The sequence below is a fragment of the Micromonospora sp. NPDC049049 genome, from assembly GCF_040649115.1.
In the GTDB taxonomy this organism is placed as follows: Bacteria; Actinomycetota; Actinomycetes; order Mycobacteriales; family Micromonosporaceae; genus Micromonospora.
The window spans coordinates 16,075-27,357 of record NZ_JBEZEX010000038.1 but is presented as its reverse complement, the minus strand read 5'-3'; the positions used below and the strand labels follow the sequence as shown (position 1 = coordinate 27,357).

Below are 11,283 nucleotides of genomic sequence, written 5' to 3'. Positions count from 1 at the left end.
CATGGTGGGGACGACGTCGGCCCGTGGGTCTATTGAGTCTACGTTAGGGCCGGGGTCGCACGGCCACCCGAGATTGATCACACCGTCCACAGGCTGGGACGTGTAGTCTCGCGCGGTGGATCCGCTACACAGGCACGTCTTCGACCGGTTGGAACGCTTCTACGACGCGGTGCCCCGCGACGTCGCCGCTGCGGAGGAGCATGGCGGGTTGGTGCTGTTCGTCCGCGAAGGCGCCGGCTGGCCGTTCTATGCCCGCCCCCGGATCGACGCCACCGAGCCGCCGTCGCTGGCCGACGTGGTCTCGGTCCGCGAGCGCCAGCGGAAGCTGGGCCTGCCGGAGGCCTTCGAGTGGGTGCACGAGACGACCCCGGAGCTGCTGGCGGTGGCCCGCTCGGCGGGGCTCAGCGTGCTGGAGGCGCCGCTGATGGTGCTCGACCCGAGCGCGCTGCCCGACCCGGCGACGCTCTCCGACGCGGCGGTGCGGGTGCTGGCCGCTGACTCCCCCGGTTTCGCCGCCGATGTCGCCGCACGGCGTGCGGTGGCAGCGGTGGCGTTCGCCGCCGCCGGCACCGCGCCCGGCGAGGCGGGTCCGGCCGAACGCGACGCCGCCGTCACCGAACTCGAACTGGCCGCGCTCGAGGAGGAGCGCGTCCGGATCGCCGACGGGCGACGGATCTCCGCTCTGGCCGGCACGCCGACCGAGGGCGCGCTGGCCAGCGGCATGGCGATGCGGGTGGACGCCGTCGCGGAGGTCGCCGGGGTGGCCACCCTGCCGTCCGCCCGACGACGCGGGCTGGGCGCCGCGCTCACCGCCACCCTGGCCCGGGAACTCCTCGCCGCCGGCACCGAGCTGGTCTTTCTCTCCGCGGGCAGCGAGGAGATCGCGCGGGTCTACCTGCGGGTCGGCTTCCGCCGAATCGGCACCGCCTGCATCGCGGAACCCGCCGCCCTCATCCCCTGAGCTGCCCCGCTCCACCGACCTGCGTCGCGGCCGAGGTCAGGTCGGTGGGCGCCACTGGGCGGCGGAGGCGGCGGCGCTGGAGAGCAGTCGGGAGTTGATCGTGCCCAGTGCGGCGTCCCGGGCGCGCAGCGCCAACCGGCCCCGGGTCTGGAGCACCGCCGACATCCGCCGGGTCTGCCGGACCACCGTCGCGGCCCGGGGGCGGCGCACCCGGTCGTACGTCTGGACGGCGTCGGGCAGCCGAGCCTCCCGCAGCAGCGACGCGAGCGTCGCGGCGTCCTCGAACGCCAGGCAGGCGCCCTGCCCGAGGTGCGGCGGCATAGCGTGCGCCGCGTCGCCGAGCAGCACCACCCCACCGGGCCCGACCGGAAAGCCGTACGCCCGGGGCAGCGGGCGCAGCTCGCGAACCTCCTGTTGGACCAGGTCGGCCGGGTTGGTGGCGTCGAGAAGCGCGCCGACCGGCGCGGGCCAGCCCGCGTACCAGCGGCGCAGCAGGGCGAGCTGGGTCTCCGGTGGTTCCGGGCGGGGCGCGCCGGCGGCGGTGGCCACCCAGTAGATGCCGCCCCGGGTGGACCCGCCCGAGGAGCCCCGCTCGCCCAGCGACGCGGCCACGAACCGGTAACCCGCGCCGAGGATCTCGCCGGCCAACGGCTGATCGTCGGGGAGCCGAGGTGCCTGGTACCAGGGGATGACGGCCCGCCAGGCAGCGCATCCGGAGCTGACCACCCGGGACTCGGGCGCGAGTTGGCGGCGGATGCCGCTGTCGGTGCCGTCGGCGGCCACCACCAGATCGGCCTCGATGGTGTGCCGCCCGTCGCTGACGCCCGGCCGCTCGCCCGGCTCGACGCGGACGTGGCGCACCGTCTCTCCGGTCCGCAACTCGACCCGCTCGCCGAGGCCGGCGATCAGCGCGTCGTGCAGATCCTCCCGGTGAACCACCACCGGCATCCGGTCGGCCGGAACGGGCCGGGGCTGCACGAGCCAGTGCCCGTCCGGGCGACGAACCCCGCCGTCGGGCAACGGGGTGGCGATGGCGGCCAGGCCGGCACCGAGGCCGAGGGCCTGGAGCGCGCGGACACCGTTGGGCCAGAGCACCACAGCGGTGGGCTCGGGGCGGACCCGTTCGGCGCGTTCCAACAGGGTGACCTGCCAGCCGGAACGCGCCAGCGCGCCGGCCACCGCGAGGCCACCGACCCCTGCGCCGACCACCACCGCGCTTCGCATCGGTGTCGCTCAGCTGTCCCGGTCGGCGGGACGCGCGCCAGTGGCGTCGGCCCGGTCGGTGCGAACGGCGGACGGAGCGTCCGCCGGCTCGTCGTCGCTCGGCGCGAGGTCGTCGGCGGCCGCGTCGCCGGACGGCTCGCCGTCATCCGGCCCGGAGTCGTCGTCCGCCGGCGGTACGACGCCGGTGTCCTGCCAGGCCGCGTACTGCTCCTCGCTCACCACCCGGTAGCCCTCCGGCGCGGCGGCCCGCGCGGGGGTCTCCCGCTCGGAGAGGTCGACCTGGGACAGGTCGGACGTGGGGGGCGGGGTCGTCGTCCCCGCCGGGCCGAGTGGGATCAGGTAGTCCCGAGGGCCACGCACCCGTACGAAGTAGATCAGGGCGCCGAGGAAGACCAGTGCGGCGGTCCAGACGTTGAGCCGGACGCCGAAGATCTGGTTGGCCTCGTCGGTGCGCATCAGCTCGATCCAGAACCGGCCGACGGTGTAACCCATCACGTAGAGCGCGAACGCCCGGCCCCGGCCCAGCTTGAACCGGCGGTCGAGGACGAGGACCAGAGCGGCGACGCCGATGTTCCACAGCAACTCGTAGAGAAAAGTGGGCTGGTAGAGGCCCGGTTCGAGGATCGGCTGTCCGGCGTCGTCGCGGAGGGCGTGCCCGGGGTTGTCCGGGTCCATCCGGTGGATCTCCAGACCCCACGGCACTGTCGTCCGGCCACCGAAGAGCTCGTTGTTGAACCAGTTGCCGAGCCGGCCGACGGCCTGGGCCAGCGGCAGCCCGGGGGCCAACGCGTCAGCCACCACGCCGAACGGAATGCCGAGCTGTCGGGCCGCGATCCAGGCACCGACCGCGCCACCGGCGACCGCGCCCCAGATGCCGAGACCGCCCTCCCAGATGGCGAACGCCTTCATCGGATCACCACCGGCCCCGAAATATTTCTCGGGTGAGGTGATCACGTGGTAGATCCGGGCGCCGATGATGCCGGCGGGCACCGCCCAGACGGCGATGTCGAGCACCGCGCCGGGCGCGACGCCGCGCTGCCGCAGCCGGCGCTCCGTCACCCAGCAGGCCAGCACGATGCCGGCGATGATGCAGAGCGCGTAGGCCCGGATCGGCACCGGCCCGAGCTGCCAGACCGCGGTGCTGGGGCTGGGCAGGGCCGCCTGGGGGGAGAGCGAGGCGAGGGTCACGGGTGCACACGCTACCGCTGCACACCCCCGCAGCGGCACCCCGGGCCGCCGGAGGGCGCATCCCGGTGACTTCTGGTTTGCGCCGCCGTAGGCTCTTTGTCCATGAGCGCGCTCACCTGGGCGGTCGCCGCGGTCGTCACCGACGACACCGGTCGGGTGCTGCTCTGCCAGCAGGGTCGGGGGGACCGCCGCCACGCGTTGCCCGGTGGGCGGCTGCGCCCGGCCGAGAGCCCGGTGCGGGCGGCGCTACGGGACATTCGCGCGGAGACCGGCTGGGACATCGAGCTGACCGGCCTGGTCGGCATCTACCAGGTGAGCCGCCCTTCGGGGGAGGCCGCCGCCGGACGCGCCGGCCCGCTGCCGGACGTCCTCGTGCACGTGTTCCGGGCCCGCGCCGCCGGGGTCCAACCCGCCACCGACCCACCGCCGGGCTGCCGACTGTCCTGGCACTCCCCCGACGCGCTGCCCGCGGTGGTCACCCCGCTCACCCGAGCCGCCGTCACCGACGTGACCGACGGCCGCTTCGGCGTACTCCGCGACATCGACTGTGCGCCCGGCACCGTCACCACCGCGTCGCTGCCGACGGCCCGCCCAGCCGAGGACGGCCGGCCGACGGCCGACCAGGACACGCGGTGCGCCGGGCCGGGTTGAGCCGGGCTGGGCGACGCAGGCTCAGCGGGTGGGGTTACGAACGCCCTCGGCGAGTTCGGCGCTGAGCGTGCGAAGGGCGGCCAGCCCGTCGGCCTCGGTGGGCGCGTCAAGCACACACCGGACCAGCGCGCTGCCCACGATCACCCCATCGGCGTAACCAGCGACGGTGCCGGCCTGCGCGCCGGTACCCACACCCAGGCCGACGCCGATCGGCAGGTCGGTGACCGCGCGGGCCCGGGAGACCAGCGTCGGGGCGGCGTCGGAGGTACGCGCCCGGGCGCCGGTCACACCCATCACGGCGGTCGCGTAGACGAAGCCGCGGCAGTGCTGCACCGTCATCGCCAGCCGAGCGTCGGTGGACGACGGCGAGACCAGGAACGTGCGGTCCAGCCCGTGCGCGTCCGAGGCGGCCAGCCACTCGTCGGCCTCGTCAGGGATGAGGTCCGGGGTGATCAGACCGGTGCCGCCGGCGGAGGCCAGGTCACGGGCGAAGACGTCCACGCCGTACCGCTCGACCGGATTCCAGTAGGTCATGGTGACCACTGGGGCGCCGGTGGCCGCCACCGCCTCGATGATGCGCATCGTGTCCGCGGTGCGTACGCCACCGGCCAGCGCGATGTCGCTGGCCCGCTGGATCACCGGCCCGTCCATCACCGGGTCCGAGTAGGGGATCTCCACCTCGATCACGTCGACCCCGGCCTCGACCATGGCGGTCATCGCGGCGATGCTGCCCTCGACGGTGGGGAAACCGGCCGGCATGCAGCCGACCAGCAGTGCCCGTCCGTCGGCGCGGGCCTTGTCGAAGGCCACCCCGATCCGGCTCATCTCACCGCTCCTTGTCGAGGATGCCGAAGTAGTCGCCGGCGGTGTGCACGTCCTTGTCGCCCCGCCCGGAGAGGTTGACCACGATGGTGGGCTCCCGGCCCAGCTCCGCGGCGAGCTTCGGAGCCAGCGTGACGGTGCCGGCGAGCGCGTGCGCGCTCTCGATCGCCGGGATGATGCCCTCGGTACGGCAGAGCAGCTCGAACGCGGCCATCGCCTCGTCGTCGGTGACCGGCAGGTAGTTCGCCCGGCCGGTGTCGTGCAGCCACGCGTGCTCCGGCCCGACGCCCGGGTAGTCCAGGCCGGCGGAGATCGAGTGCGACTCCAGGGTCTGCCCGTCGGCGTCCTGGAGCACGAAGGTGCGGGTGCCGTGCAGCACCCCGGCCGACCCGCCGGTGATGCTCGCCGCATGCCGGCCGGTGGCCACCCCGTCGCCACCGGCTTCGAAGCCGTACAGCCGAACGGCCTCGTCGCCCACGAACGCGTGGAAGATGCCCAACGCGTTGGAGCCGCCGCCGACGCAGGCGGTGACGGCGTCCGGCAACCCGCCGGTGAGGTCCAGGCACTGCTGACGGGCCTCGTCACCGATGCCCCGGACGAAGTCGCGCACCATCGCCGGGAACGGGTGCGGGCCCGCGGCGGTGCCGATCAGGTAGTGCGTCTCGTCGACGTTCGCCACCCAGTCGCGCATCGCCTCGTTCATCGCGTCCTTGAGGGTGCGCGAGCCGTTGGTGACCGGGACGACCGTCGCGCCGAGCATCCGCATCCGGGCCACGTTGAGCGCCTGCCGCTCGGTGTCGACCTCGCCCATGTAGACCACACACTCGAGGTCGAACAGGGCGGCGGCGGTCGCGGTGGCGACACCGTGCTGGCCGGCGCCGGTCTCCGCGATCACCCGGGTCTTGCCCATCCGCTTGGTGAGCAGCGCCTGGCCGAGCACGTTGCGCACCTTGTGCGCACCCGTGTGGTTGAGGTCCTCGCGCTTGAGCAACACCCGCGCGCCGACCTTCGCGGAGAACCGCCGGGCCTCGTAGAGCAGCGACGGCGTGCCGGCGTAGTCGCGCAACAGCGCGCCGAACTCCGCCCGGAAGGACTCGTCCTCCATCGCCGTACGCCACGCCCCGTCGAGCTCGTCCAACGCGGCCACCAGGGCCTCGGGAACGAACCGACCGCCGAAGCGGCCGAAGTGGCCGGCGGAGTCGGGCTGCGGGCCGGCCACCGGGGCCAGCGCGTCGGCGCTCATCGGGAATCCTCTCGGTGGGACGTCAGCCCGGCGCGGGGTCAGCGCACCGGCCGGGGCGTTGCCGGGTGGTTGCCGGCGTTGACCAACTCGGCGACCGCCTCGCGGGGGCTCTTCTGGGTGACCAGGCCCTCGCCCACGAGGACCGCGTCGGCGCCCGCGGAGGCGTACCGGATCAGGTCGTGCGGGCCACGAACGCCAGATTCGGCGATCTTGACGACGCTGCTGGGCAGGCCGGGCGCGATCCGCTCGAACACCGACCGGTCGACCTCCAGGGTACGCAGGTCACGGGCGTTGACCCCGATCACCTGCGCGCCGGCCTCCAACGCGCGGTCGGCCTCTTCCTCGTCGTGCACCTCGACCAGAGCGGTCATGCCCAGCGACTCGATCCGCTCCAGCAGGCCCATCAGGACGTTCTGCTCGAGTGCGGCGACGATCAGCAGAACCAGGTCGGCGCCGTGCGCGCGGGCCTCGTGGATCTGATAGCTGGAGACCACGAAGTCCTTACGCAGCACCGGCACGGTGACCGCCGCACGGACGGCCGCAAGGTCGTCCAGCGAACCGCCGAACCAGCGCCCCTCGGTCAGCACGCTGATCGCCCGCGCCCCACCGGCCGCGTAGTCGACGGCGAGGTCGGCCGGATCGGCGATCTCGGCCAGCCGGCCCTTGGACGGCGACGAACGCTTCACCTCGGCGATCACGGCCACGCCGGGCTTGCGCAGCGCCGCGTACGCGTCCATGGGCGGCGGCGCCGCCGCTGCCAGTTCACGGATCCGCTCCAGCGGAACCTGCTCCTGGCGTCGGGCGACGTCTTCACGCACGCCGGCCAGAATCTCGTCGAGCACGCTTACGGACGCTGCCTGGCCGGCCTCGTCCCCCTCCGCGTGCGCATGCTCAGCAGTCACGAACGGACTCCCCTCTCCGGGCGTCATGGGCCGATGCTAGGGGCAGCCGACCGACGCCGAATGCCGGGGGTATGGCGCTGCTCACGAAAAGGGCTGCGGCATAATGGCCGACTTGCCGTGAAGGGGTTGTCACGCAGCGCCACCTCCGGTATCGATCACCGTCACGCGGTATGGAGCCCGGCGGCCACGGTCAGACCGCGGCCGATCCATCGATCATGCCACCAGTTACCGCGCGGCGCGCGACAGCAACGACGCCAGTCGATGTTGTGAGCAAGCTCAAGGTTTGCCGGACGGTCCTGGTCACGGCCGAGGCGAGACAGTTGACCGGGCGGTCACCGCGGCGAAACGTCGACGGGCGAGCATCGTCCTCAGGCAGACTCGATGGCGCGCCTGCCCCGACCGTCGCAACTCCTCGCGCGAGGTGATCATGAGCATTTCCGAGCCGCACCCGACCATCGGACTGACCACGATCTCGCGGACGGTGGCATCGCTCGCCGTCGGCGTGGTGCACACCGTGGAACGGGCCGTGGTGGGCGAGGGACGGATGCGGACAGCACGGGGCAACGCCTGGGAAGCGGTCTGCGCCGACCGGGCCCGCGCCGACCAGCGTGCCGAACTCAACCGCCTGGTCGAAGAGCTGACCGCCGCCCGCGCCGCCAGTAGCCGCACCCAGTGGGAGCGCCAGCCGGTCGGCTGACGCCCTCCGCGTCAGTCGGCCGTCGGGTCCTCGCCCCGGTCCAGCGCGTCCCACGCCTCGGTGGTCCGACGCCCCGCCAACGGCGTCGCTGGCCCGGTCGGGTCGCTCTGCGCCGGCGCGTCCTGCGGCGCGCTCCGCGCCGGACGCTCGTACCGGGCGCCCATCGCCGGCCAGTCACCGCCACGCACCGCCGTCCACCAGCCTCCACCGGCGGCCAACAGACCGCCGAGCAGGCACAGCGCCGGCCACTGCCGGCTCACAACGCCGCTCACGTCGGCCACCAGCCCGTACCCGCCGCCGGCCGCCACGGCCAGACCGAGTACGCCGAGCAGCGCCCCGAGCACCCGACGCAGGCGGCCCCGGGTGGCCAGCACCGCGCCACCCCCGGCCAGGGTCACCAGGGCCAACGCCGGCAGCCAGGGCAGCAGGCTCGCACCGCTGCGGGTGTCGCGCACCGGCGGCAGCGGCGCCGGACGTACCGTCAGCTCGACCGACCAACCGCGCGTCGCGGCCCACAGCGCCAGGCCCGCGCCGGCCAGGCAGAGCAGCACGGCGTACGTCAACGCGCGCCGGCCCACGACGGACCGCTCCCCGCCGCTCACGAGCTCATCCCATCGTCAGCGACTGCCAGGCACCACTTCGCCGCCGCGCTCACCGAGCCGGCCGGAGGGTTTCGGCGGCTGCGATCGCGGCCAGCACGGCCGCCGCCTTGTTCCGCGTCTCCTGGTCCTCGGCGGCCGGGTCCGAGTCGGCGACCACCCCCGCCCCGGCCTGGACGTAGGCGCGGCCGTCGCGGATGAGCGCGGTCCGGATGGCGATCGCCATGTCCAGGTCGCCGCCGAAGCCGAAGTAGCCGACGGTGCCGCCGTAGAGGCCACGACGGACCGGCTCCAACTCCTCGATGATCTCCATGGCGCGCACCTTGGGCGCCCCCGAGAGCGTGCCGGCCGGGAAAGTCGCGGCCAACGCGTCGAAGGCACTCTGGTCGTCACGCAGCGTGCCCGTGACGGTGGAGACGATGTGCATCACGTGGCTGTAGCGCTCGATGGTGGCGAACTCGGGCACCTCCACGCTGCCGGGCTGACAGACCCGACCCAGGTCGTTGCGGCCGAGGTCGACAAGCATCACGTGCTCGGCTCGTTCCTTCGGGTCGGCGAGCAGCTCGGCGGCGAGGGCGGCGTCGGCCGCGGGGGTGCCGCCCCGCGGCCGGGTGCCGGCGATCGGGTGCAACAACGCCCGCCGTTGCCCGTCCGCGGCCCCGGTGACCTTCAGGTGCGCCTCCGGGGACGAGCCGACGATGTCGAACCCGTCAAAGCGCAGCAGGTACATGTACGGGCTGGGGTTGCTGGTGCGCAGCACCCGGTAGACGTCCAGCGGGTCGGCGTGGGTCGTCCGCTCGAAGCGCTGGGAGAGCACGATCTGGAAGCACTCACCGGCCCTGATCGCCTCCTTGGCCGCGTCCACCGCCTTCGGGTAGCCGCCGTCGGGCGTACGGCAGAGCACCTCGCCGGCCGGCGGTCGCTCGACCGTGGAGATCATCGGCGGGATGGGCCGGGACAGCGCCGTGGTCATCGCATCCAACCGGCCCACCGCGTGGTGGTAGGCGGCGGCGACCTGCGAGGCGCGGTCCGGTGCGTCCAACGGCGGCAGCACCGCGTTGGCGACCAGGATCGCTGAGCCGTCGTAGTGGTCGAGCACCACCAGGTCGGTGGCGAGCATCATGCCCAGCTCCGGGACGCCCAGGTCGTCCTCGGTCAGCTCGGGCAACCGCTCGAAGCGCCGGATCAGGTCGTAGCCGAGGTAGCCGACCATGCCACCGGTCAGCGGCGGCAGACCGTCGGACGGGTCCCCGACCGGGCCGGCCAGCGCCGCCACCGTCTCCCGCAGCATCCGCACCGGGTCACCCTCGGTGCTCAGCCCGGCCGGCGGCTGGCCGAGCCAGGTCGCCACGCCGTCACGCGCGATCAGGGTGGCGCTGCTGCGTACGCCGATGAACGAGTACCGCGACCAGGCCATGCCGGCCGAGCCCACACCCTGCTCGGCCGATTCCAACAGGAACGTGCCCGGTCCACCAGCCAACTTCCGGTAGACCCCGACCGGGGTCTCCGCGTCGGCCAGCAGCCGCCGGGTGACCGGTACCACCCGCCAGTCGGCGGCCAGCTCGGTGAAGGTGGCCAGGTCGGGGCTGACGGTGCCGTCGGTCATGGCAGTGCCTCCGGAGTAGAGACGGGCAGCTCGGTGAAGAAGCAGGTCCGGTGGCCGGTGTGGCAGGCCGCGCCGACCTGGTCCACGCTCACCAGCAGCGCGTCCCCGTCGCAGTCCAGGGCGACCGACCGCACGTACTGGTGGTGCCCGGAGGTGGCGCCCTTGACCCAGTATTCGCGGCGGCTGCGCGACCAGTAGGTGGCCCGGCCGGTGGTGAGGGTGCGGTGCAACGCCTCGTCGTCCATCCAGGCGACCATCAGCACCTCACCGGAGTCGTGCGCGCGCACCACGGCGGCGACCAGACCGTCGGCGGTGCGGCGCAACTGGGCCGCGATGGCCGGGTCGAGCCGGGACGGGCGCGCCGTCGCGGGCGCGGCCAGCTCGTTCGGATCGCTGGGAACGCCGGTCACCGGCGGATCAGGTACGGGCACAGTCACGAATTCTCCCGCACGCGGCGCGGGCACCGCCGACCGCTCCCGCCCCGGCTGCGGCGAAGACCCCGAGAGCCAGGGCTGCGACGAGGGCTGAGGCTGCGACGAGGGCCCGGACTGCGACAGGGGTCCGGACTGCGACGAGGGCCCGGCTGGCCGGGCCAGCTGGGCGACGTAGCGGTCCAGCCGGCCATCGACCAGGGCGGCGGCCAGGTCCGCGCCGGCCGTGTCGGCGATCTCCTCGGCGTACGGCCTGATCAACGGCAGCGTGCCGGCGACCAGCCGTACGGCGGCGGCCCAGAGCTGCCCGGTCGCGCCCGGGCGCAGCCCGAGGCAGAGCACCATGTCGGTCCGGTAGCCGGGTGGCGCCACCGGCAGTTCCAGGGCCGCCGCGAAGGCCGCCCGGCGGGAGTGGACCCGCACGGACGGGTTGGCCGGCCGCAGGACCGAGGGGCAGAGCCGCGCCAGGTCGGCGACGGCGAGCCGGACCCCGAGACGGTCGCTGGCCGCGCGGGCGGCGGCGGCCTTACCCAGCGTGGCGATCATCTCTTCCAGTCGGGGCGGCTCGGCGGGCTGGCAGAGCACCGGCAGGTCGATCCGGGGCCGCCAGTGCGGGTCGGCCCAGAGCAGCCGTGCCGGCGCGGTGACCGGCAGCCCGAAGGCCCAGTCGGCCGGTTCGCCCAGACGGTGCACCCAGGACCGGATGTCCCGGGCGGCCACCGATACGTGAGTGACCTGGCCTGCGGACTCGTCCAGGTAGGCCCGGCGGGCCGCGTACGGGGCACCGCCGACCAACACGTCGAGGTCGACGTCGCTGTGCGCGGTGGCGGCGCGGCGGGCGTGGCTGCCGCGCAACAGGATGCCGACCACCGGCCGCTCAGCGGCCTGCCGCAACCGCACGGCCCAATCCTCAAGAAAACCGCTATCCGGTAACGGAGCGTGACCCACCGCGCCATCGT

General features: G+C 73.9%; 11 protein-coding genes and 1 pseudogene. 3 read left to right on the top strand and 9 right to left on the bottom strand.

Annotated elements, in window-relative coordinates:
- Positions 1-115 precede the first annotated feature (115 nt).
- Positions 116-961 (top strand): GNAT family N-acetyltransferase, encoded by an 846-nt coding sequence (locus tag AB0B68_RS28240; protein WP_357263879.1) that lies wholly within the window; start codon positions 116-118, stop codon positions 959-961.
- Positions 962-997: 36 nt separating this feature from the next.
- Here AB0B68_RS28240 and AB0B68_RS28235 read toward each other — a convergent pair whose 3' ends face one another.
- Both AB0B68_RS28235 and lgt read right to left on the bottom strand, forming a co-directional pair.
- Complete coding sequence (locus tag AB0B68_RS28235; RefSeq protein WP_357263876.1) at positions 998-2,185, bottom strand: NAD(P)/FAD-dependent oxidoreductase; 1,188 nt, start codon at positions 2,183-2,185, stop codon at positions 998-1,000.
- Between the two features lie 9 nt (positions 2,186-2,194).
- The gene (gene lgt / locus AB0B68_RS28230; RefSeq protein ID WP_357196989.1) at positions 2,195-3,373 is read right to left on the bottom strand and encodes a prolipoprotein diacylglyceryl transferase; all 1,179 of its coding nucleotides are present in this window, start codon (positions 3,371-3,373) and stop codon (positions 2,195-2,197) included.
- 102 nt (positions 3,374-3,475) lie between these two features.
- Between lgt and AB0B68_RS28225 the strand changes: the two genes are divergently transcribed.
- On the top strand, positions 3,476-4,024 hold the full coding sequence (locus AB0B68_RS28225) for an NUDIX hydrolase (RefSeq protein WP_357263873.1): 549 nt from the start codon (positions 3,476-3,478) through the stop codon (positions 4,022-4,024).
- Between the two features lie 21 nt (positions 4,025-4,045).
- Here AB0B68_RS28225 and trpA read toward each other — a convergent pair whose 3' ends face one another.
- The 3 genes from trpA to trpC are packed head-to-tail and all read right to left on the bottom strand — an operon-like array spanning position 4,046 to position 6,931.
- On the bottom strand, positions 4,046-4,849 hold the full coding sequence (trpA, locus tag AB0B68_RS28220; protein ID WP_091407799.1) for a tryptophan synthase subunit alpha: 804 nt from the start codon (positions 4,847-4,849) through the stop codon (positions 4,046-4,048).
- 1 nt (position 4,850) lies between these two features.
- Positions 4,851-6,089 (bottom strand): tryptophan synthase subunit beta, encoded by a 1,239-nt coding sequence (gene trpB, locus AB0B68_RS28215; protein WP_357263870.1) that lies wholly within the window; start codon positions 6,087-6,089, stop codon positions 4,851-4,853.
- A 38-nt stretch (positions 6,090-6,127) separates the two neighbouring features.
- Positions 6,128-6,931 carry an indole-3-glycerol phosphate synthase TrpC gene (gene trpC / locus AB0B68_RS28210; RefSeq protein ID WP_030334428.1) on the bottom strand — a complete coding sequence of 268 codons (804 nt, stop codon included), beginning with the start codon at positions 6,929-6,931 and terminating at the stop codon, positions 6,128-6,130.
- Between the two features lie 487 nt (positions 6,932-7,418).
- On the opposite strand from trpC, the gene AB0B68_RS28205 reads away from it, so the two are divergent.
- Positions 7,419-7,688 (top strand): hypothetical protein, encoded by a 270-nt coding sequence (locus AB0B68_RS28205; protein WP_357196980.1) that lies wholly within the window; start codon positions 7,419-7,421, stop codon positions 7,686-7,688.
- Positions 7,689-7,699: 11 nt separating this feature from the next.
- Here the strand turns inward: AB0B68_RS28205 and AB0B68_RS28200 are convergent, their stop codons facing one another.
- The 4 genes and pseudogenes from AB0B68_RS28200 to AB0B68_RS28185 all read right to left on the bottom strand — a co-directional run.
- Positions 7,700-8,290, bottom strand: a complete 591-nt coding sequence (locus AB0B68_RS28200) for a Trp biosynthesis-associated membrane protein (protein WP_357196977.1) — start codon at positions 8,288-8,290, stop codon at positions 7,700-7,702.
- A 49-nt stretch (positions 8,291-8,339) separates the two neighbouring features.
- Positions 8,340-9,893 (bottom strand): anthranilate synthase component I, encoded by a 1,554-nt coding sequence (locus AB0B68_RS28195; RefSeq protein WP_355007639.1) that lies wholly within the window; start codon positions 9,891-9,893, stop codon positions 8,340-8,342.
- The gene (gene hisI, locus AB0B68_RS28190; protein ID WP_357197031.1) at positions 9,890-10,303 is read right to left on the bottom strand and encodes a phosphoribosyl-AMP cyclohydrolase; all 414 of its coding nucleotides are present in this window, start codon (positions 10,301-10,303) and stop codon (positions 9,890-9,892) included. Before hisI ends, AB0B68_RS28195 begins: the two co-directional genes overlap by 4 nt.
- Before the next feature lie 282 nt (positions 10,304-10,585).
- Positions 10,586-10,870: pseudogene (locus AB0B68_RS28185) on the bottom strand (phosphoribosyl-AMP cyclohydrolase); the annotation flags it as partial.
- Positions 10,871-11,283 lie beyond the last annotated feature (413 nt).